Source organism: Phycisphaerae bacterium, from assembly GCA_018003015.1.
Classification (GTDB): domain Bacteria; phylum Planctomycetota; class Phycisphaerae; order UBA1845; family PWPN01; genus JAGNEZ01.
This window is the reverse complement of record JAGNEZ010000013.1, coordinates 38,338-60,607: the sequence shown is the minus strand read 5'-3', so window position 1 is coordinate 60,607 and position 22,270 is coordinate 38,338. Positions and strand designations below refer to the sequence as shown.

At 62.2% G+C, this 22,270-nt stretch carries 9 protein-coding genes and 5 pseudogenes; 7 read left to right on the top strand and 7 right to left on the bottom strand.

Going from position 1 to position 22,270, the window contains the following annotated elements; translation table 11 throughout:
• Positions 1–423: 423 nt before the first annotated feature.
• Together KA354_08175 and rsfS are read left to right on the top strand one after the other, a co-directional pair.
• Positions 424–1,029: a response regulator gene (locus KA354_08175; GenBank protein MBP7934606.1), complete on the top strand. Its 606-nt coding sequence runs from the start codon at positions 424–426 to the stop codon at positions 1,027–1,029.
• Between the two features lie 10 nt (positions 1,030–1,039).
• Positions 1,040–1,438 (top strand): ribosome silencing factor, encoded by a 399-nt coding sequence (gene rsfS, locus KA354_08170; protein ID MBP7934605.1) that lies wholly within the window; start codon positions 1,040–1,042, stop codon positions 1,436–1,438.
• A 465-nt stretch (positions 1,439–1,903) separates the two neighbouring features.
• Here rsfS and pruA read toward each other — a convergent pair whose 3' ends face one another.
• Positions 1,904–4,948: an L-glutamate gamma-semialdehyde dehydrogenase gene (pruA, locus tag KA354_08165; protein ID MBP7934604.1), complete on the bottom strand. Its 3,045-nt coding sequence runs from the start codon at positions 4,946–4,948 to the stop codon at positions 1,904–1,906.
• A 204-nt stretch (positions 4,949–5,152) separates the two neighbouring features.
• On the opposite strand from pruA, the gene KA354_08160 reads away from it, so the two are divergent.
• The 4 genes from KA354_08160 (at position 5,153) to KA354_08145 (ending at position 8,935) form a co-directional block, all read left to right on the top strand.
• Positions 5,153–6,079, top strand: a complete 927-nt coding sequence (locus KA354_08160; GenBank protein MBP7934603.1) for a hypothetical protein — start codon at positions 5,153–5,155, stop codon at positions 6,077–6,079.
• Positions 6,080–6,239: 160 nt separating this feature from the next.
• Entirely contained in the window at positions 6,240–6,491 is a 252-nt protein-coding gene (locus KA354_08155; GenBank protein ID MBP7934602.1) for a small basic protein, read from the top strand.
• A gap of 35 nt (positions 6,492–6,526) precedes the next feature.
• Positions 6,527–7,657, top strand: coding sequence for an aminotransferase class I/II-fold pyridoxal phosphate-dependent enzyme (locus KA354_08150; protein MBP7934601.1), 1,131 nt, complete (start codon positions 6,527–6,529; stop codon positions 7,655–7,657).
• Between the two features lie 219 nt (positions 7,658–7,876).
• Entirely contained in the window at positions 7,877–8,935 is a 1,059-nt protein-coding gene (locus KA354_08145) for an RluA family pseudouridine synthase (GenBank protein ID MBP7934600.1), read from the top strand.
• 695 nt (positions 8,936–9,630) lie between these two features.
• Here KA354_08145 and KA354_08140 read toward each other — a convergent pair.
• From KA354_08140 to KA354_08115, 6 genes and pseudogenes are all read right to left on the bottom strand, one after another.
• On the bottom strand, positions 9,631–10,452 hold the full coding sequence (locus KA354_08140; GenBank protein ID MBP7934599.1) for an SMI1/KNR4 family protein: 822 nt from the start codon (positions 10,450–10,452) through the stop codon (positions 9,631–9,633).
• Positions 10,453–11,162: 710 nt separating this feature from the next.
• Positions 11,163–13,427 (bottom strand): annotated as a pseudogene (locus KA354_08135) (RHS repeat-associated core domain-containing protein).
• Positions 13,428–13,469: 42 nt separating this feature from the next.
• Positions 13,470–14,321: pseudogene (locus KA354_08130) on the bottom strand (RHS repeat protein).
• 297 nt (positions 14,322–14,618) lie between these two features.
• Positions 14,619–17,777: pseudogene (locus tag KA354_08125) on the bottom strand (RHS repeat protein).
• A 198-nt stretch (positions 17,778–17,975) separates the two neighbouring features.
• A pseudogene (locus tag KA354_08120) lies at positions 17,976–18,881 on the bottom strand (thrombospondin type 3 repeat-containing protein).
• Between the two features lie 357 nt (positions 18,882–19,238).
• A pseudogene (locus KA354_08115) lies at positions 19,239–19,685 on the bottom strand (thrombospondin type 3 repeat-containing protein).
• Between the two features lie 1,400 nt (positions 19,686–21,085).
• On the opposite strand from KA354_08115, the gene KA354_08110 reads away from it, so the two are divergent.
• A complete protein-coding gene (locus KA354_08110) occupies positions 21,086–22,228 on the top strand; it encodes a 3-oxoacyl-ACP synthase III family protein (protein MBP7934598.1) in 1,143 nt (380 codons plus the stop codon).
• The last annotated feature ends 42 nt before the right edge of the window (positions 22,229–22,270 follow it).

Sequence of the window (22,270 nt, the reverse complement as noted above, 5' to 3'; positions counted from 1 at the left end):
ATCGTGTCCAGACCCCAACCTCCTTGCCGAGTGGGGTCCTTCCCATTTCGCGGTGATGATACGGGATACCAAGTGTGTCTAGCAAGTCACCCCATCATGAAAAGGGCACAATAAAGCCGCCCCACAAGCCCCCTAGATCGGCCACAAATGGGGCAAATACCCCATCGAAAGGTGGTATGCCACCCGCCAACGGCACCGCAGAAAGCCACGCCCTAGCCATCCGTCCTCGATCAGAGGCTCCCGGCTCCAAGCCACCCGCACGTGTGGCACACGTACGAGCCCCGACCAGAACGGGCATGCCTACCCCGATCAGGACATTTTGTCACCTTTTTCTGAATCGGTACTAGCACTGCCACTTTAATCGCGATACAATCATGACGTCGATGTTCAACCTGTGTTTTAGCAGAAAGGATACAGTTTCCGATGGCGGTCCGACACCACATCAAAGTCCTGGTGGTCGACGACGACCCCCAGGTGTGCAAAACCGTAGGCAAGATCCTCCAGGAGAACGACTACCAGGTCCAGACCTACACCCAGCCGCGACAGGCCCTGCAGGCCGTACGCAAGACACCGTTCGATATCGCCCTCATCGACATCAAGATGCCCGATGTCAACGGCGTCGAGCTCGTCGAGAAGATCCGCGGCGAGGACGATCGTGTGGCCACCGTGGTCATGACCGCGTTCCCGGATGTCCAGAGCGCCGCCGAGACCATGCGTCTAGGCGCCCGCGACTACATCACTAAGCCCTTCAGCGCTGAACAACTCCTGGCGGCCATCGAACGGATCGCTCAGGAACTAGGTCTAATCTACACCAACGAACACGAGCTGAACCGGCTGATCGGGCAGCGGATTCGCCAGGAACGCCTCAAGCAGAGCCTCACCCTGCGGCAGCTGTCCGAGCGGTCCGAACTGACCACCTCGCAGCTATCCCAGGTCGAGCTGGGCAAGAACGCCGCAAGCGTGTGGGCGCTGGCCAGAATCAGCGGGGCCCTCGGTAAGCAGCTTTGCGAGCTCATCGGCGGCCTGTAATCTCAACCCCATGGCAAGAAAACCGAAGACCCAGAAGCGGGAAGGGACGCCGGTCGGAGCTCTCGAACTGGCCGTCCAGGCGGCCCGCATCGCCTACGGTGACAACGCCGAGAACGTCGTCGTCCTCGATCTGCGCGGACTGAGCTCAATCGCGGACTACTTCGTCATCGCCACGGCCACGTCCGACCGGCAGATGCGAGCCATCGCTGACCACGTCGAGGAATACGCCCGATCGGTCGGCGAGAAGCCCTACCGAACCAGTGGCTACGAGTCCTCGAGCTGGCTGCTGGCCGACTACATCGACGTGGTTATCCACCTGTTCAGCCCGGAGAAACGCGGCTACTACGAACTCGACATCCTCTGGGGCGACGCACCGCGCGTGGAGTGGAAAGGCCCGAACGCGAGGTAAGGTGAGGTCCGACCAGATTTCACACCCGGAGTTCTTCTCGGAGTCCGCGAGCCATCGAGTTCGCGGACTCCGTCACTTTGAAGGTAGGCATGCGGCAGTGAGACAGGGACCGATGGTGGGGATCGCTGAACGGAAAGCCGTTTTCGCTGGCCATGCTGACGGCGGCCACGGGCACGGTGATGCCGGGCGTTGTCGTATTTCGCCTCATTCACCGTCTGAGAACCGACGCTAACCTCACTGACGGCGAAGTCACGGTTTTCTAGGTCATCGCAGCACTGACCCTCTCCATTCTCTCCACCTTCCTTCTCGCTGTAGTCCCGGAACCGCGTCCCCATCCCGACGGGGAGATCCGTTATCGCAAGTGCGATTACATCCTGCGAGGCATCAGCGAGCCGCGATGCCCCGAGTGCGGAGAGAGAATTTGACGATCGACCAAACCACCGGGACGGGCGAGCGACCCTCCCCTCACCCTGCAACCGGGGCCGCGGTGGACTCTGGCGCAAACCCATGCCGAAGCGTGTTTTCCGTGACGGTGCGGGGCTCCATGAACTGGAGCAGGTAGTCCGGACCGCCCGCCTTGCTGCCAATCCCGCTCATCTTGTAGCCGCCGAACGGTTGGCGATCAACCAGGGCGCCGGTGATGTTTCGGTTGAGATAGAGGTTGCCGACATCGAAACCTCTGCGGGCTAGTTCCAGATGACGGGGGCTCCGCGAGTAGACCCCACCAGTCAGAGCGTAGTCCACGCCGTTGGCGATCTCCAGGGCATCCTCGAAGGACGCGGCGTCGATCACGGCCAGGACGGGCCCGAAGATCTCCTCCTGGGCGATTGCCGCCTTTGGGGGCACATCCACGAAGATGGCAGGCGGCACGAACGTCCCGCGATCGGAGAGCGCGCCCAAGTCTGCCAGATACGCCAACTTTGATTCCTGCCGGCCGCGCTCGATATACCCGGCGATCCTCGTCCGGCTGGCGTCATCAATCACCGGGCCAACCAGCGTGGCCGGCTCGTCCGCCGGACCGATCACCATGCTCCGAGCGGCGTCAATCAGCCGCTGAACGAACGTCTCCCGGACCGCATGGTGAACGATCACCCGGCTGCAGGCCGAGCACTTCTGCCCGGAGTAGCCGAACGCCGAGGCGATCACGCCAACCACGGCCTCGTCGAGATCAGCGTCCGAATCCACAATGATCGCGTTCTTGCCACCCATCTCGGCGATAACCCGCTTGAGAAACGGCTGGCCGGCCCGGCGTTTGGCGGCTTGCTCGTGCATCCAGCAACCGACCTCACGTGAACCTGTGAACACGATTAGATTCACGTCCGGATGCTCCACCAGGCGAGCCCCGACAGCCTTACCGGGACCGGGCAGGTAGTTGACCACCCCCGGCGGAGCGCTGGCCTCGGCGAAGATATCCATCAGCTTGGCGGCAATCACCGAGGATTGGCCGGCCGGCTTCATCACCACCGAGTTGCCGGCCGCCACGGCCGCTGCGGTCATACCGGTCAGAATGGCCAGCGGGAAATTCCACGGCGAGATCACCGCGACCACGCCCAGCGGCTGGTAGCCGTACAGGTTGTCCTCGCCCGGAAAGTGGCGCCGCCGCGGACGCAACGAGATCCGTTCGATCTCGCCGGCGTAGTAGTTACAGAAATCAATGGCTTCGGCAACGTCGCCGTCCGCCTCGCGCCAGGCCTTGCCGACCTCGTAGACAATCCAGGCATCCAGCTCGAACCGCCGCTGCCGCATGATCGCCGCCACTCGCCGCAGCAGCGCCGCCCGTCGAGCGTGGACGGCCACGATCCCCTCGCGGAGCACCGCCTCCAGCCAGTGGGCCGTGAATGCAACTCTGGCGGCCACCACCGCCTGATCCGCCTGCTCGATGCTCGCCTGGCAAACCTGCCCCACGACCTCGCTGGTCCGAGATGGATTGAGCGAGGCCAACGTTTGAGTTGTGGCGATCTTCTGGCCAGCAATCACCAACGGACAGGTTCCGCCAAACGCATCGTGCACTCGGGCCAGGGCCTCGCTCATCGACTCGCGGGCATCTGCACGGCTGAAATCGGTGTGCGGCTCGAAGCTAAACGCATTCATAGGTTCGTCCTCGTCGGAATCGACCGACAACGGTTCGGGTAACGGGGCGCTGGCGGGACGGACTTCGTCAGGATCGGCCAGTATCTGCTCCGCCGGTTTACGCTCTCGGAAACTCCCTTTCAGGAACGATTCGTTTGCCGTGTTCTCCAGCAGGCGGCGGATCAAGTACGCCATACCCGGAATCAACTCGCCAAACGGCGCGTAGATCCGCAGGGTGTAGCCCATGCCGATTACGGCGACCTTCAGAGGATCCCCCATGCCGAAGAGCATCTGGACTTCAAATGAGCGCGGCGAAGCCCCGATCGACTCGGCGTAGGCCATGGCCGCCGCCAGGCTCCGGATGTTGTGGCTGGCAAAAGCCGGACGCATCATCTGCCGATGATCCAGCAGCCGGCGGGCCATGAGCTCGTACTGAGCATCGCTCTGCCATTTCTGGGTCAGGACGGGAATCGGCCAGCCACGCTGGATCGCGGTGAAAACCTCGTAGTCCCAGTACGCTCCCTTGACTAGGCGAACCGTGATCGGCGTGCCCCGCCTGTTCACCCAGTCCAGCAGGCGATCAAGATCACCAACACCATCCTGCAGGTATGCCTGGAGCACAATCCCCAGATCCGGACAATCCCCGAACTCGGGGTCGGTCATGATTCGGCGGAAGATCTCCAGGGTCAGATCCCGATACCGGTGCTGCTCGAGATCGATGTTCACGATCGCCCCATGCTTGCGGGCCGAACGCAGAATCGGCCGCAGACGTTCAAGCACCGCGCTCGCACTGCAATCGGGATCGATGGGGTCAAAGCACGGATCCAGGCCGGTGAGTTTCAGCGACAGATTGACCCGGGGCATCAGGCCCGAATCACTCCGGTCAACCACCTCAAGTGGCTCCCAACCACGGGCCGCCGGCCCCAGGGAATCCAGCAGCCGCAGGTACTGCTCGGCATACCGATCGGCCTGAACGTCACTGGTCGTCGCCTCCCCGAGGGTGTCGATGGTGAAAGCCATCCCGCGACGGCGAAGAGCAAGCACCGTTTGAATGGCCTCTTCCGGAGTGTGACCCGCAATGAAGGAACGAGCCATTGTGGTCGCTCCCCACTTGGTCAAGGCCGCCAGCAGCCGGCGACTCCAGCCCATGCCAACAGCGGCCTTCAGGAGCGGACGGGCCGGCCAGGGCAACGGAACCTGACCGTCCAGCAGATACTCGCTCATCTGGCGGGCCACGGCCCGATCGTCCGTTAAGCAGGGAAGAACATCGGTGAACCGAAACAGCTGCAGCTTGCGGACCGGATCAGCCGTCGCCCAGTCGAGCATGCGGTCCATCCACCACTGCAGCCGCAACACAGACGGCTCGGCGCTGCGAGCCCGGCTGAGGATCTCGGCTCCGATCTGGCGAGTTCGCTGCTCGAACGCAGGCCGCTGAGTCATCAGGTCACCCCTCAAAAGCAACACGACGCTGGGATTGTCTGCTTCAAGAACCGCCGCGGCAAGAGCGGCGGACATCAGCCCGCCCAAGCCCCTTACTCCCGGCGCTTGAACCGGCCCGCAATTGAGGTATCCTGTCTGGCTTGGGGCAACGAGATTGGCCGAACAGGCAACGGCCGTCGAGATCCCCGAGTGGAGGAGGTTCCCATGGCCAAATCCAAATATGCCCCTGCGCTATTTGAGGTCATCAACTCCCAGCGGAAGGACCGCGAGCGGCTCGCGGTACCCAAGTGGTTCAAGCGAGCCCAAATGGCCGCTCAGGTCGTCAGCGAGCGCTCCTCCGCGGAGACAGACCGCTCAACCGCAACTCTCGGCCCTGAGGGCGGGAACATCCCCAAGCCGGGTGAGGGCAGACCCACGCCGCACACCGCGGCGGACGGTGCCGCCTCGGGCGTCGCTACCTCAGAACGACCCACGATCGCCTGGCGCGGCAAGCTCCCCCTGATCCAGCTGAGTGCCGACGGTGTCGCGATGTTCTTCAACCCCATGAACGTGGCCGTCACCGCTGGGGTGCTGGTCCTTGCCCTTTTTGTGAGCTTCCTGGCCGGCATGGCCGTGCAATCCAGGTCCACAAGCGTGCCCCTGGACCCCAATGGCATTGAGGCTCTCCAGAGCCAGCCGCGGACGCCAGGCGTCCTCGGAGGCTTGGACGCCTCGTCCAAGAACCCCAGCAAGTCTCTTGCTGAGCGGTCTCCGACCTCGGCGCCCTCGGGCGGCGAACCGCGCGGACCCGCCGGGGCTGCCGGCGCGGCCGACCTCTCCCGGCACGAAGCCGGTGTCAACATTATCCTGATCGAGACGTTCAAGCCAGACGATAAAAAATCAGGCGAGTTCGTGCAATCGTGGCTCGCCAGCGAGTATGGCTTGGACACCCGGCTGGACAAATCCAGCAAGGGTTGGCGGTTGCTGACTACCAAGGGCTTTGACTACCGGGAGGCAAACGCCGAGAAGGCCGCGCGGGAGTTCTGCGAAAGCGTAAAGGGCGTCGGGGAACAGTGCGCCAAAGAGTTGAGCCGCAAGAAGTTGCCTGTCTACCGCCTCAACTCGCCAATGCCGCTCCGGGCCGACAAGTAGCATGGCGGCGAACCTGGTGATATACTACTAAGCTCGGCTTACGCCTCTGCCTCGGCGGGCCAGGACGGCTCGCCGGTCGATGGTCGGCGCCCGTGGGCAGGCGTAGGGATTCGGAGTGCAAACGGGGCCCGACGAAAGCGACCCCAGGAGACGCCTGACCATGTCGATCGATCGTTCGCTCAAGACCGCGGGCAACCTGGCCCGACATCGCAATGTCCTCACTCGGGCCGAGAGAATCTCCAGGCTGAAGGACAAGGAAGCCTGGAAGGATGGCGGCAGCGTGTTTGGCCTCCCCAAGGTAGCCCACCGAAACGCCAAGGTCGGCAAGAAGGAGAAGAAGAAGGAAGAGGTCGCTACCCCCGGTAAGGAAGGCGAGGCTCCGCCCCCAGCGGCCACTCCCGCGAAAAAGTAGCCGCGACATCAACAACAGACTGGGATGTCCATGTTATGGCAAATCTGACTCCGGAACGCCTCTTGTCCCAGCGAAGCCGCTCTGTGGATGCATCCGGCATTCGCAAAGTCTTCGATTTGGGCGCCAAGCTCAAGGACCCAATCAACTTCTCCATCGGGCAGCCTGATTACGATGTGCCCCCGGCCGTCCGACAGGCGGCCATCGACGCGATTCAGAGCCGAAGGAACGGCTACACCGTGACCCAGGGGATCGCCCCGCTTTGCGAACGGCTGGCAGCCGACCTGAAAGTCGAGTGCGGCGTGACCTCCCCCATCCTGGTCACCTCAGGCGTCTCCGGCGGCATCCTGCTGGCCCTCATGGCCGTACTCAACCCCGGCGATGAGGTGGTCATCGGCGATCCCTATTTCGTCATCTACAAGCACGCGGTCAAACTCGTCGGCGGTATCCCTGTCATGGTTGACACCTATCCGACATTCGGCTTTGACCTCCTGCGGTACGAGGCGGCCATCACCCCTCGGACCAAGATGATCGTGCTGGCCACGCCCAGCAATCCCACCGGCGTGGTCCTCGCCGAGGCCGCGCTCCGCCAAGCCGCCGATCTCGCCACCCGGCACAACCTCCTTCTTCTCGTCGACGAGATCTACAACCGGCTGGTCTACGATACCCCATCACCCTGCGCCGCGAGCTTGGCCCCCGATCGCACGCTGCTCCTGCGCGGTTTCGGCAAGAGCTACGGCATGACCGGCTGGCGACTCGGCTATGCGGCCGGACCGAAGTTCCTCATCGATGAAATGACCAAGCTCCAACAGTACACCTTCGTGTGTGCACCCAGCATGGTACAGTACGCCGGCTTGGCAGCCCTCGACGCGGATATCTCCGGACATGTCGATGACTATCGACGCAAACGCGATCTGGCCGCTAAACACCTCGCGTCCGCGTTCGAGTTCGCGCCGCCAGGAGGTGGCTTCTACATCTTCCCCAAGGTGCCGGAGCGGTTCGCTAACGCGACCGAGTTCGCAACCCAGGCCATCGAGCGGAACGTGCTGATTATCCCGGGCGGGGTCTTCAGCGAACGTGATACGCACTTCCGCCTGAGCTATGCGACCTCCAACGAGAAAATCGTCAAGGGTTGCGAGATTCTCTGTGCGCTGGCCAGCGGAGAATAGAACCCCCAGGCTTTGTCGTTCCGCGCCATCCAGCTCGGAGACGGCAATAGTTTCGGCGCAGGCTTGTCAGAACCGCCGGGGCTGGTTCCTGATCAGCTGACGGAATAAGCCAACACCGTGTCTGACCGTCTGGCCGGCCGGCGTGCGGCATGCGGGTGGCGTTGCCCCCCATACCGGCGCGGCGCCACCCCTGCTTTTCCCTCGGATGATGGCAGAGCTATGGCCCAAGAACCGTTGGACGACGAACTGCCCCTCAGCGACGAGATCGCCGAGATCCGTCCGGACATTGACAGCGAGGAGGCCCGGCATGTGACCCTGTACATCCGACGCCGCCTGCCCGGCCGCAGACTGGACAAGTACCTCCACTCTCGCTTCCCCCATCTGTCCCGAACCATGGTCCAGCGGTTGATGAAGCACGGAGCCATTACCGTCAACGGTAACCCCACCAAGGCCAGCTATGAGCCAAACGGCGGAGACCGCGTCGATCTGACCATCCCCCCGCCCGAACCCTACGACCTCGTTCCCGAACCCATCCCCCTCGACGTCATCTATGAAGACGACCACGTCCTCGCCCTCAACAAGCAGAAGGGAATCATCGTTCACCCATCCCGAACCACACAGACCGGCACACTGGCCAATGGCCTGGCCCACTACGCCAACAGCCTCAGCCACGGCGATGATCCCTTCCGGCCCGGCATCATCCACCGGCTGGATAAGAACACCACCGGCATACTGCTCGTCGCCAAACACGACGAGGCCCACTGGCGGCTGTCCCTGCAGTTCGAACGCCGAACCGTCCGCAAGACCTACCTCGGCGTGGTCGAGGGCAACCCCCATCTCGACGCCGACGTCATTGACGCCCCACTGAGTTCACACCAGACCATCAAAGACCGCTACATCGTCCCGACCGCCCACCCCAAGTTCCTCAATCGCTTGGCCAAGGAAGCCATCACCGAATACGAGATCGTGGAACGGTTCCGCGGATACGCTCTGGCCCATCTCCATCCTCGCACCGGCCGAACCCACCAGCTCCGCGTCCACATGTCCTACATCGGGCACCCCATGGCCGGGGACACCTTCTACGGCGGACACCACGTATCCGAGTTCAGCCTGACCGGCCAGGGCAGCGACGCCCCGATCACCTCCCAGCAGGCCCTCCACGCGTACCGGATCCGCTTCAAACACCCAATCTGGGAGACCGTCATGGAGCTGGAGGCCCCGCCGCCTCCGGAGCTGGCCCACCTCATCCGTCTGCTCAGGGAATACCGTAAGCTCTAGCGATCCCAACACTTAGCATCGAACGACGATCCCCAACTCGTGCCTCCGGCCGCCACGCCCTGCCGATGAGTGCCGCCGGCCAGGACGCGAACGCAACGGATTGATCCTGTCCCTTTCACGAGACACACTCGTTCAATCATGCAAGAACGACGGCGATGGGGCATTCCCCCGATTTTTCTCTGGCTTTTTGGTTTCCCCGGCAACCGCAGCCGGCTATAATGCACTCGGTTGCTTCCCCCTTTCGTTGTCGGTGCCCCTTCGGGGTACAGGACAACCAAGCTATTCGCAGGGGCTGGCCGCCCATGAGCGATTTCCGGCCGACCCCGGCTGGGACCACGCCGACCCTTGCGATGGCTCGCCAACGGCCCCGGTTCCCCCTGCCGGGGCCTGCTTTTTTCACTCACCTTTAGCCTCCTCCTACAGATGGATGACCATTGGTTACCGCGTCCAGATCTCATGTCGGAATGACACTCTCTCTGGGAACTCGAGGAGGGCGTTTCGACGACACGGTTCTGGCCTGCCGTCAGGGTGGAGCAGGGGCTTGCGATCGAATGGCTTGGTCGGCAGATACCTGTGTGTGGCAAATGGCTTTTGGCCCCTATCGGGGCCCGTCATCAGGTCGTCGATCTCGGCTCCATAAGCCAGTGGCTTCTTGTCGCCTACTGCCAGAAGCCGCGTCATTGGGTCAGCCAAAGCTATACCTGCTGTACGCCGGCGTAGCTGCACCAGATGCGATCCAGTTCCTCATCTGAGATGGTGCCGACTTCAAGGATGGCAGAATTGAGCATGCCGACATTGTATTGAGTTAGCTGGAAAACCCGGCCATCCCGCGTGCTGACCGTGATGACGCCGTCGGCGACCCCCACGCTCCGGACCGACCAGTGCTCCGGCACCTCGATTTTCTTCATTGTCCAGCCGGTCACGCCGGGAGGGAGGTGCTGACAAAGATGGAGGTACTGGCCGATCTTTAAGAACTCGTCATCCCGGCGAATCTCGGCGGTGATCCAATCCGTCCGCCAGACGAGCGAGTTCACGTCGGCCGGTCCGACCTCCTCCCGCCGCGGCTCGCGGAAGCTGCCCAGAAACTCCTCCAGTGAATCCGCGACCGTGTAGACCCAGAGGTAGCGTGTTCGTACACGATGCGGCTCACGGTGCCAATCCCAGTAATAGATCCTGCCGGAGTCCTCACCAGTGACCGAAAGACAGAAGGCGCTGCCGCCGCTATCGCACGCAATCGGCAGCAGATTCGCCGGTGAGTCGCGGCGCCATATCTCGTAGTTCCAGACAAGATCGTAGCACTCCATTTTTGCGCCGATGGCATAAAACAGCTTCAGGTCCGTCGCTGCGCTGCCTGGAAACGACGGCGTTGGAACGGTATTGGGTGTCGGCCGTCCGCCGTTATTCTCGCGGAGAAACCCGACGTAATCCTCCGGCAGTCTGAAGCCCAGGTGTTGTTCGGCTCGTGCCAGTATCTCCGCCGTAACCGGCGGTTCGAGACTCGTGATATGCGGTTTCACTGTCCACCTCCCCAAATGCTCCAGCCCCCGTCATGGCCCACAGAGGCGTGCAGGTCCTCAGGCACCAACTGCATCCGTCCGTAGTCCTGATGATGGTGCCAAGTGTACCCCGGCTGTGTCTGCGCGTAACCCCCTGCCCGATTCGCTGCCGCGAAATCACCTTGACGGGTCTTCGTCGGAGTGATCCACTGTTCATCGATTGCATATGGCTCGAAATCTGGGAACCCGCTCTCATCAAACCACACCTGCTTGCCGTGGTGCCACTCGGACCGCGGTCGACAGGGGCGCGCTTGCGCATTCCGTACATGCGTCACTGTGTTTCCGTCATTGAAGCCCGATCTGGCCATGCGTCCTCTTGCGTACTGGCGCCCCACCATACAGTAGGCGCGACGGGTCAGTGTGGTGACTCGGTCGATCTGGGCCATTGCTGGACTCCAAGCGGCTCCAGCCCCCATCAGGTTCAAGCCGAGCATTCCAGCACCATTCCAGGACACACCGTTGAACAGCATATCCTCTATCGCGGAGGCGGCGCCGGTCACCGAGAGGTAAAGGCCATACGGCGGGAAGACAGCGGCGATCATCCCTTGCATGGCCATGGTAGCCACTTGCTGAGCCATGCCATGGATCATCGCAAGAGCATGGTGTGCCGCAGCCGCCCTGTCCGCCGCCATGCCAGCTATCACGCCGTCAGCCTCATCGAGTGGATCATACAGGCCAAGAGGATCTCTGCCTCTAAGTGGATTGCCCTGTTGATATCCGTAGAGGTTCATACCGCTACTAAGGTGTCCGGAGGCGTGGAACACGCCTGCCAGAACACACAGTCCTCTCCCGTTCATAGCCACGGCAAAAATTACCTCTACGGCCGTTTCATTCGGATCCTTCGACGTGAACCGTCCCAGTTTTGGGCTGTACCATCGGTTGCGGTTGTAGTAGAGCCCGGTTGCGGCGGTATCGAGCGGGTTGCCCGTTCCGCTGTCGAAGCGGTAGAAGAACAAACCTTGGTGGCCGACGCGGTTGATCGGAGAAGAGCAAACGAGGGTGTCCTTGACGGCCAGAGTGCCGTAAGGATCCCACTGGTACTGTTCCCAGACGTTGCCCGACTCGTCCACCAAGGCCATGACGCTGTAATTGGCGTCCTGGAGCATGTAGAGCCGGCGTTGGCCGTCGCTCGGGATGCCCTGGGTGACGCTGCCGGCCTGGCCGTTCGGGCAACTCTGCAAGACGAATTCATCCACGTACTCCGGGCCGTAGACGTACTCGGCAAGAGTCGTGTCCGTGGTGTTCGGGTCCTCTTCACCGTCGTCGACGATCTCCTGGATGCGGCGGATGCCGTCGTAATAGTGGTCGACGACCTTGAGACCGCTCGTCGTCAGCTCACCAGACGTGATCAACCGGCCGAGAGCGTCGTAGACGTACCAGCCGACCAGGGCACCGAGGGTGCGACCCTGAACCGGGGCAAGCTGACCGGTTACGGTGAAGTCGCTCGTATCCGGGTTGGCGGGCGTACACTGTAGTGTACCCGCCAGGTTGACCTGGACGAGCCGATTCCACGCGTCGTGCTGGTAGACGTAAGTGCCGTCGAAGACGAGGTTTCCAGCCAAATCGTGGACGAACTCCGCCCGGTTGGCGTTCGGCGCCCCGGGACTTCTCCACGCCAATTGGCTGATCGTGTTGGCGGCGCTGGTGACATGGCCCTGATCCAGCCAGGGCTCGCCGGTTCCGCCGTAGACGCCGTCGCCGTTCGGGTCCTCCCTGACGAACAGGTCGGCCCAGTTGCCCAGTGCGTCCAGTTCCCACTGCGACCTGCGGGCTAGGACGACGGTCGCGTCGGGCACGATGGCCGTGCCGTCATCGTTCAGCCGACCGAGATCGGAGATCTTGAGCCGGTTCAGCTTGTCGTATTCGTATTTGTAGGACCGGTCGTTCTGGTGAGGTACCTCCGGTGTGCCCGGCGTCGGGGCCTGGATCACCCGCGACGAAACGCGGTTGCCGGCCAAGTCGTAGCCATACTCATACCGGTGGACGGTCGTGCCATCGGACTTCCTGAAGTGGAGGTCCTTGACTCGGCCATACCGATCCAGGCCGACAGAGCCGCTGACGTCAACGAAGGTCTGCTGGACAGCCGGGGAGCCCGGATCGCCCAGTCTCATGCTGACCCGCCGGGAAGCACCCATATAGGTGTAGCCGGCCACCGGACTGGTGTTCGGCATGCTGCCGTCGCGGGTGACGCCGTCCAGGATCCGGGTGATGCGGTTCAAGTGGCTGTCCAGATCGCCGGGGGCGTCCCCGTAGTTGAAGGTCAGGACCCGCTGCCAACCGTCGTCCGGGCGCTTGGGGTAGACCATGCCGGTCAACCGGTCGAAGTTGCCGCCGGGATGCTCCGCATCGTACGGCTGATACGACCAGGCGTACTGGATGGCGGGGGTAGACGTTGTGACCGCCCCGGCGTGAGATTGATACTCGCGCACCAGGTTGCCCCGGTCGTCGTAGTCGGACTTGTTCTGGAAGCGTATCGTCCCCATTGCGTCAAAGGCCGTTGCGAGATCCAGCTTGCCCTCGGCGGTATACGCAAAGGTCACGTAGCCGTAGCTCGGATCGGCCCCCGCGTAGGCAGATTGCCTGGTGAAATCCACACGCACCAGCCGGCCGACCTCATCGTAGCGGTATCGGAACTCGTTGCTCTTGGCGTCCTTGCGTGATGCGACCGAACCATCGCTATAGTACGTGAAGGTGAAGGAGGCGGCGGCAGAGGGCTGCCCGGTCGTCGGGTCCGGGTAGTGAACATCCTTGATCCAGCCATTGCTCTTGCTGATGACGCTCCCAGCGGTGTTGACCACGTCTGCCCCATAGGTGAGACCGGTCACTTGGAGGGAACTGTCGCTCGCCTGCCAATCGATGTCTGCCCACCGGTTGACTTGGCCCGCACGGCCGGCGATTGGCGCGATCGCCGCCACGGCCACAAGTCGATTGCCCATGCAGTCTGACCCGGAAGGCTCGGAGCACTCGTACCGGTATGCCGTTTGACGACGGAGGCCGTCGGCGTCCTCGGTGGTCAGAACGAGGCGCCCCAGGCCATCGTACTCGTTGGCCGTGACCGTTCCATCCGGGTTGGTGATCCGTCTCTGGCGCCCTGCTTCGTCGTATTCGTAATGGGCGACCCGCGCACCCATCGAGCTCACAGGCGGGTGATCTCCACGCGTTGGAGCCGTCCCGGTCGTAAAGGTGTCGGCATTGGTGCCGTAGTCAGCGGTGGCGATCGTCTTGCCCGCCTGGTCGTACCAGTTGAAGCGCCAGCTCTTGATGTAGTCGCTCTCCGCCGTGCCAGCTGCGCCCGCTTTGAGCTCATAGCTGATATTCTCGGCCGCCTGACCGAGAGCGTTGTACCGTGTCTCTGACTTGCTGACGGCCACCCCGCCCGCTTCACTTCGACTCCAGATCTGCTGGCCGTTGGCGTTGTATTCGTACTTCCGGACGAGGCCGTTGGGAGTGGTCTTCTCTAGCAGGCGCCCCCCGTAATCGTAGTAACTAAACGTGGATGTGTACTCGCTGCTGTTCCGGTAGTGGCGGACCTCCCTGGTCCGGCCGTAGCTGTCGTAGATGTTCTCCGTCAGACTGATCGGTTTCGGCGCGACGCTTAGCAGGGCAACGATGGCACTGCCGTTGTGTTCGATCCCATCGTAGGTCATGTCTGGGCTGAGAACACCCTCCGGAGTCAGTGACAGGATGGAGGCACTGGGCAGTTCGCTGCCATACTGGGCGATGAAGCAGGGCCGATCCATGTTGTCGTACCAGGTCACTGTGTGGGTCAGCGCCGTTTGCCGCCCCTGGTCGTCTCTGGAACCGTAGCGGGTGACCCACACCTCGCGCATACGCCAGTCGTAACGGTCAACATCGGTCCAGCCCACCTCATCCTCGTTCAAGGGTGGTGAGTAGCCGCCCTGGTTGCCGTTCAGAGTTGTGTCCCAGATGTGATAGGGGTTGCTGGTCTCATCACGATAGTGGCGTACCGTAACCAGCTTGTTGGCATCGGCGATACCCGTTCCGTAGTATCGCTTCTCAACGAGGATGAGGTCGTCGAGCCAAGTCAATGTGTTGCACGTCGAATCATGGCCCGGATCGCAGGAGGTCCCCCAATGTTCGTCGTGAGTTCCCCGGTAGATCCTATCCAACCGCCCCCTCTGATCGTAGACGTAGCGCGTGATTGTACCATCGGGCGCCTTCTCGCTCGCGATCTGTCCGTTCGGATGGTAGCTCACGCTGGCCGAGACAACACCCGCGTTGACACCCCTGCTCGAAACGCCGACGACATTCCTGCCGGATTCATCGTAGGTGAGCGTGGAGTCCGAGAGGACATCGGCTGGACCGTATGCCTCGGCGCCTTGGGGCGGGTAGGACGCCAGAAGCGGGATCTTCACCTGTTGCGTGGATTTCAGGCTCAGCCCTTCGTATCGCTGAATCTCGACCGGCTGCCGGACTTCGTGAGACACCGCCCCGCCCTGGCCGATTACGGCCACCACGTCCGAGTATTTCCAGATCGTCAATGCCTGAGGGTCCAGAGGATCCAGAATACGCACAATGTGCTGCTCGCGTCCGTCGGGGGACCTGGTCCAGGCAAGGCCGAAGTCGTCGTAGTGAAGCTCGGTTTTGAGATTCAGCGGTTGTCCATCCCCGACGCGGGCCCACCCTTCAGGATAGGCGAACTCGGTCGGGTCGGCATCTACCGCGTGTAGTGTCTGGCGACCATAGTCATCGTACTTGTCGTGAGTGACATAGAAAACTATAGGAATCTCTTCGGGCACAGTGCGGCTGCCTTCGCCCGACCAGACTTGGTGTCCCAGTTCGTTGAAGAGCATGTGCCTGAACAGGCAGACGGTGTTGCCGCGGCTAGAGCCTTGGCCCGCCGGACCACGAATGATGATCTCCTTGACGGCTCGGCGTTTCCAGAGCACGGACTCAGGCAAGTCAGGATCGTCCGGTGGCGGATAGAAATCATAGGTCGTGTCCGTCCTGTTTCCGGCTGTGGTCTTGTAGTCCAGAACGGGCGATGGAAAGTCTACCTGTGTCAGTACGAGTTCGGGCCGGTGGCGGTGCCTGACCGTGTAGCTCGTGAACGCCGGGGTACCGTTGATTCCCCGCTTCACGCCGACCGCCTCCAACTCGCCCTCCGGGCGGTCGACGGTTCCTCCCGCATAGCGATACACGTAGATCAGTCCCTCGCTGCCTTCCTGACCGTCGGTCGCAGCGTCCCAGCCCAGCGTCCGGCGTTCGAGCAGTTTGCCCCTGCCGTGCGTGTCGTAAATGAACCGCTCAGATTGCCCGGTGTCAGTCGCGACGGAGCCATCGGGGCTGCCTTCGAAGGACCACTTCCGATCCTTCAGGACCAGGCCTGCCGGGTTGAGTTCGAGGACTCGTCGGGTACGAAGGCCGCTGCGCGTGAAGGCGTTGTAGTGAAAGGAATCCGATTTCTCATCGATCATCATCACAAAACGGGGTGCGTTGAAGTCCGGATCCATGAACTCAGAGTCGGACTGGCAGTAGCCGGTGACCTTGGGAACGCGATACGGGTAGCGAAACAGGGTGGGATCGAAGACCGGAAGACCCGGGCTCAGCTGCGCCCCGGTGCTTCTCGCCACAGAACCACCATCCCTCGGATAGACGATGAACCGGTATAGGGCGAAATCGCCCTCGAATCCCTGGCGTCGGTCAACGAAATCATGGACGCCGGTCGTTGCGTAGACGGTATAGTCGAGATCCAATTGGCCGGCCTGGGCCAACTGGTACATGGCGGCTTTTTCCGCGTCGGCGCCACTGTAAACCAGCGGTTGTGTGGACAAGTCGGCGTACTTCTCCCAGCCGACGTCTTCGAGAAGGATGTTCTCTGTCACCCTCGGCAGCATTTCCCTGGCCTCGCGCAAGGCGGCGTTGATGCTGTCGTTGCGGAACACGGCCCGCAGATGGTGGTATTGGATTGGATGGCCACTGAAGTCAGGCCCCCCCCACCACCAGTACACGGTCCGGTCCTGAACCAGGGGGCTCGAATTGCTCTCACCCCGGCGATTGACCACGGCCTTGAGCAGCGGATTCGGCGACTCTGCGGCATCAAGGATTTGCCCACTTCCGGGTCCGTTCGCGCTCATGTATGAGTTGCAGTACTCCAGGCTGGAAGTACCATCCGGGTGCATCACGGTGTGCATGCCATATGCACCATACCCGGACTCTTGATAGGTATACCGCGCCTCAATCACCCAATTCGTGGGCAGACCGAACACTTCCACGTCGTTGATGGCGTCGTATTCGTTGAAGGTAGGCCGGCCGCTGAATACGTCGAGCCCGAGCGTCAAGCACTTGTATCGTTGGGCTAGCTCTGTATCCGAGAAATCACCCTTGTAGACGTGGACGGAGTGCAGCATGGTCTGCTGATGCAGGCCGGGCCGGTGAGTCGTGTAGTTGCTGGGTCCGTCGTCGTGGATGTGCCCAAACTCGCGGTAGGTGTACAGCAGTGTCCAACGGACGGCGCCGCCGCTGTCCCGTAGTCTCACCGCGCTGAGCTGGCCTTTGCGATTGCAGTTCTGGCAACATTGTGGACAACCACTCGGCGGCGCCTTGCCGCAGGCGAATTGGCGGATGTTGTCGCAGTAGACCATTTCCACCGCGTTTCCGTAGCGATCCTGGATCTTGTCCACGACCCCGATATACGGGAATCCGCGTCCCCCTTCGGAGGGCGGTGCGTGAACGCTCACGGTCTGATCGGGGGGCATGGGAATCTGCCAGTCGTCTTCGTAGAGGGGTCGGATCGTGTAAGTCAGTGCACCGCGGTGAAGCTGGACTTGGAACTCCGCTGGCTTGGTCACATCGTCGTTGAACGCTCCTTTGCAGGTCAGAGTTGCGTCGAACCACGCGGGGGCCTCGTATCTTCCGGCACCTGCGTTCCATTCAAAGGGAATCGCATGGTGGGCGTCGGGAATGAAGTAGCAGCGGCGCGGGCCGGGCGTGACGATGTTCTTGTACTCGGCGCTGAGAAGGAAAACCGGGTTCTCACCCATCATCCAGTTGGTACCCACCCAATCCCAGAAGCTGCCGTTGGGGTTCCCCTCGTAGCACGCCTGTGAGCCGGAGTAAGTGCATGGCTCCGAATCACTGCACCAGGCGAACGCTTCCGCCGCAACATCATCGCCATATGTGCGGACGTGCCGGAACACGGCTCCGCCAAAGGGCAACTCGAAATCCACCTCCCGCAGCAGCGGACTGCCGGTCGCCATATCCACCAGGCCGTTCTGGGTGACCCGCTCCGCAAACCGGAACCGATCGCCGACGGCCTGGTTCATGTCCGACGAGATTAATGGTGCGGTCCCTGTCACGGGATTCAAGCTCAGTGGCGGGAAGTCCGGCGGACCGAACCCCTGCGAGATATCGAGATTGGCGCCGAACCCGGCCGGTGCTCCCCAGGCTTCGCTCGGCCGGCCCCAGCAACGGGACCTGAACTCGGCCGCATCGCAGTCCTGAGGTGGCGTGTTGGGACATGGATCGCAGGCATCGCCGGCACCGTCACCGTCCTGATCCGCTGCGTCATAATTGGGGATCAGCAGGCAATTGTCTTGCCCGTTCGGCCCCGCTTGACAACCGCCCGCCGGAACGCCCCGTACGGTGTCTGCAAGGGGACCGCCCACGTTGCAGATCCCATCATTGTCCGCGTCCGGATCGCACATATCTCCGACTCCGTCGTTGTCCGCGTCCTTCAAATTGGAGCAAGCGACCGTGGGACAGTTGTCACAGGCGTTTCCGATGCCGTCGCCATCGGAATCGGTCTGAGCTTGATTCGTCACCGCAGGACAGTTGTCGCAAGCATCACCCAAGGTGTCTCCGTCCGAGTCATGCTGATTGGGATTGGATACTGTCGGGCAGTTGTCCGTCGCGTTCGGAACTCCATCCTCATCCCCGTCCGCGCCCGCGTTGGAGTCGCACGCATTTCCGATGCCATCGCGATCCGCATCTTCCTGGTCCGGATTGGGCACGGCAGGACAGTTGTCGCAAACGTCACCCGTGCCGTCACCGTCCTGGTCCGCCTGGTCGGGGTTGTAAGTGGGGCAATTGTCACACTCGCTCGGAATGAGGTCTGCATCGAGATCCAGACTCTCGCCACAGCCAGTGCACCATTTGATCTCGAAGGCATCGAGGATGCCGTTGCAGTTGCGGTCTCCACACCTTGGATTACCCGGCACATCCGGGCCTGAGTGGCAGCGGGCAAACACCGCTAGGTCGTCTCCATCCACGCTGTTATCTGCATTGAGGTCGGCATACAGACAACTCACGGCACCTTCGTTCGTCTCAAACTCGGGGCAACCGTGAAGAACACCCTGTTCCACATGACAGCCCCAGCACGACTGGATGATCCCGAAATCGCTTTGGTCAACGTCACCGTCCATGTCCATGTCAAATTGCGGGATCGTGTAAGGACAGTAGCCTGTACAGACCCCGGCGTCCCAGGTGGTCGCGGCGGTGATCGACGCAGAAGGCGATTGGGCACCACCGGCCGCGGCCGAGCTGCCTGGAGATTCCACCTGGCCGACGGCGCCAACCTCCAAGGCATTGAACGGCTGGGCGACCAAGAGCGGCCGCCGTACGGGGACAATGTGGCCGATGAGTAGTGGGTCGGCGATCTGGATAGCTCCGTTTCTAGGGACTACCGCAGCGTCCTTGAAGGCGTGAGCCGGTGGCGAGGTGCGCAGACTGCTTCGCTGGACAACGGCGTTGCCGGTCGAAGCGGCCACGATGGCCGACGCAGTATGGTCACAGACATCCCCGATCCCATTCCCGTCGCCGTCCGCCTGATCCGCGTTGGCCTCCCTCTGGCAGTTGTCGCAGGCGTCCGGAGTACCGTCAGCGTCGATGTCTAGCCGGTCGTTCGCACCGGGGCACAGATCACAGGCATCGCCGACACCATCTCCGGCCACCTCGGCATGACCGCATGCCCCGCCGGTCACAAGGATCTCGGTCGCATCCAAGGTGCCATCCGCAGCCCGAACAGGAGCACTGAACCTGAGTATGAGTTCAAGATCGCCGGTACCGTCGTCGTTCAGCCGCCCTTCGACCGCTTGCCGGCCGTCGAGGGGAATGGAGACATCCAACTCGGCGGGAGTTCTGGAGGCGTGGTGTGCCTTCCTGGACACGGCACTGACCAACACAACACCTGTGGGGATTGTCTGTCGGGCGACGGCCTGGCGTTCCCAGGGCATACTCTTTTCGAAAGGCCAACCCGTCAACAGCGACGCAAGTACGGTGACCAGCGGCAGCAAGCCGATGCCGAAACTAACGACCGGTCGAACAACACCCGTGTTCATCGCGTTCCTCCCAAACCCACTCGATAGGGCAGCCTGAGCCCTGACGGGAGGTGATCGGCTGGCTTGGCCGATCCTCGGGATTGGCCCATAATGTCGAAGAACAACTCAGAAACGGCAGTGCCTTGGCGGCACTCGTCGCCAGCGGGGTATCCGGGGGGCGTGTCGCATCCCGACCTCAAAAACGCCGGCTGGGACGTGGTGGAGATGCCTGTTCTTGCCGCTGCATCCCTTCCACCAAGCATCCTACCTCCTTTCCTGGGCTCGTCAAGAAAGAAGCCGAGAGGATGCGGTCTTGACGGTCCACGAGGCGCACCCGTAACCCGTCTGCTTGCTAATCAGGCCTCTGCCGGGCCCGTTCCGGTTGGCTTAGGGTTCTCTGGCATTGTTGGAGCGGAGCGCTGCGGACGGAAACGTGACTTGTCGCGTAGTGAAGTGGCCGGGACAGTCGGAAAAGGCTTCCGGCGCCGGCGCGAACGGTTGCCCCATCGTGCGTGGGCGGGGCAAGCCAACGAACCCGATTCTCCACGCGGCAAAGGGAGTTATATCATGTTGAAGAAAGTGTTTGCACGACTTGGGCTGTTGCTGGCCGGCACGACCTTGGCGGTCGCCTCGGGATGCGAAGACATCACCGCGTTGATCGAAAGTCTGCTGGGCGACGTTCAACTCCCGGTCTGACCTGGGCAACCATGAGTTCGTGGGTCGTCCTGGAACAAGACAATCCTCTAAAGAAATGGGGTCCAGCAAAGTCGATGGCGGGGCCCGGGCTCGATGGACGACCTCGGGCGCGGGTCCCGCTCCATTGGTGTCTTGTCCCGTGTTCTGCCGACCGCCCATGACCGCTGCATGTGTCCAATGCCCGGAGCATTTCGTGTTTCAACTGCGGTTTCCGGTGTCCGCCGTCGCGTGGGTTGGTGAACGCAAGGGCTCGGCAGCTCATGGCCGTGCGCGGTGCGAGGCGTTGCGAGAGAGGCAAGCTCGCGACCTGTGGAGCGACAATTCGAGCCGCGTGACATTCCCGTCACGGACCCGGTCTCTGTCGGCTCGCGGCATCCGTCCAGGATAACGGCTGGAGTGTTTCCAGTCGGACGTGCGGGCAGATCTGGGCCGGAGGGTCGAGCCCCCCTACCGGAGACGGGAATGTCGTGTGGCCCGAGTACGACGCCGGCCGGTCGCGTTGGTGACCCTAAAGGGGCGGCTTACTTGCAGCGAGTGTGAAGCGCGACCCGCGGCCGGCCGGCACGATCAATGATCAAGGTGCTCTCCCATGGCGTCAACAGCAAGAAAGGAAGGACGCTGTGAGTAACGCTCTACGTCGCGTATTCATCGCGGGCACGGGATCATTCCTGCCCAACGAGCCGGTTCCCAACGCGCGGATTGATGCAGTCCTCGGCCTGCTCACCGGCGCCCCCGAGCGCGTTCAGTCCTTCATTCAGACCGTCGGAAGCCGAATGTTGGCTACAAGTGGTATTGAACAGCGGCATTTTGCGATTGACCCTGCGACCGGCTGGCTAACCCATACCGTGGCCGACCTGGCCGAGCATGCCTGCCGACGGGCGCTAGACGATGCCGGCCTGGGTGTTACGGACGTCGAGCTGATCATCCTCGCCAGTTCAAACTACGACGAAAGCACACCTCCGACCTCGGCTTTGCTGCAGGAGAGGCTGGGTATCGAGACGTGCGCGGAGATGGAGATTCACTCGAACTGCTCCGGCGTGGGCAAGGGTGTCCAGATCGCCTACGACGCGTTGCGCGTGGGCCGATACCGGACCGCCCTGGTCGTTTATCCACAGCTTTCAAGCGTGTACCTCCGGGCCGCCTACCTGAACCCGGCCCGGGTGACCAAGAAACACGCAGCCTTGCGCTACATCCTGGCGGACGGCAGCGGAGCGGTCGTGCTCCGGTCTTCGCAGGCCTCGTCCGGCGAACCGCTGTCACGGGAAATCGTCGGAACGTGCGTCGAGTCGGTCGGCGGCAGGCTTCCGCCCGCCATGACGGCGGGTGGGGGTGTGGCCAACCTGGCCGATCCGGCCAGGCAGATCCAGCACATCTACGAACAGGGGTTGCACCATCTCGATCAGGATTTCGCGGCGGTCAACCGCGATGCGGGCCGCTTGCTGCTCGAGGGAATCGCCCGGATGATAAACCGGCTGGGGATCGACCGCGGGCTGATTGGCCATTTCATCCTCTCGATTCCCAGTATGCAGCTCTACGATGATGGTCTTAAGCGATTCATGGAATACCTGGACTGCTCGCCAGACCAGGTCAGGCGGCGAGTCAAGTTCCGGGCGCGAAACACGGGCTATTGTGGCGGGGCATCGATCCTGCTGCACCTGGACGAGATGGCCCGCGCCGGGGAGGTTCGGGCAGGAGAGTGGGCCGTGGTCCATTCCGTCGAGTCGAGCAAGTGGATGACCGGTGGCTTCGTGGTGAAATGGTGAACGCTTGCACATCAGCTGTCCCCTCCCGACAATAGGAGTCGC

What these genes read in the sequence shown, in the direction of transcription:
- rsfS (MBP7934605.1), top strand. Translation starts at nt 1,040, where the DNA reads ATGGCAAGAAAACCGAAGACCCAGAAGCGGGAAGGGACGCCGGTCGGA.
- KA354_08150 (MBP7934601.1), top strand. Translation starts at nt 6,527, where the DNA reads ATGGCAAATCTGACTCCGGAACGCCTCTTGTCCCAGCGAAGCCGCTCT.
- KA354_08160 (MBP7934603.1), top strand. Translation starts at nt 5,153, where the DNA reads ATGGCCAAATCCAAATATGCCCCTGCGCTATTTGAGGTCATCAACTCC.
- pruA (MBP7934604.1), bottom strand. Translation starts at nt 4,948, where the DNA reads ATGACTCAGCGGCCTGCGTTCGAGCAGCGAACTCGCCAGATCGGAGCC.
- KA354_08175 (MBP7934606.1), top strand. Translation starts at nt 424, where the DNA reads ATGGCGGTCCGACACCACATCAAAGTCCTGGTGGTCGACGACGACCCC.
- KA354_08155 (MBP7934602.1), top strand. Translation starts at nt 6,240, where the DNA reads ATGTCGATCGATCGTTCGCTCAAGACCGCGGGCAACCTGGCCCGACAT.
- KA354_08145 (MBP7934600.1), top strand. Translation starts at nt 7,877, where the DNA reads ATGGCCCAAGAACCGTTGGACGACGAACTGCCCCTCAGCGACGAGATC.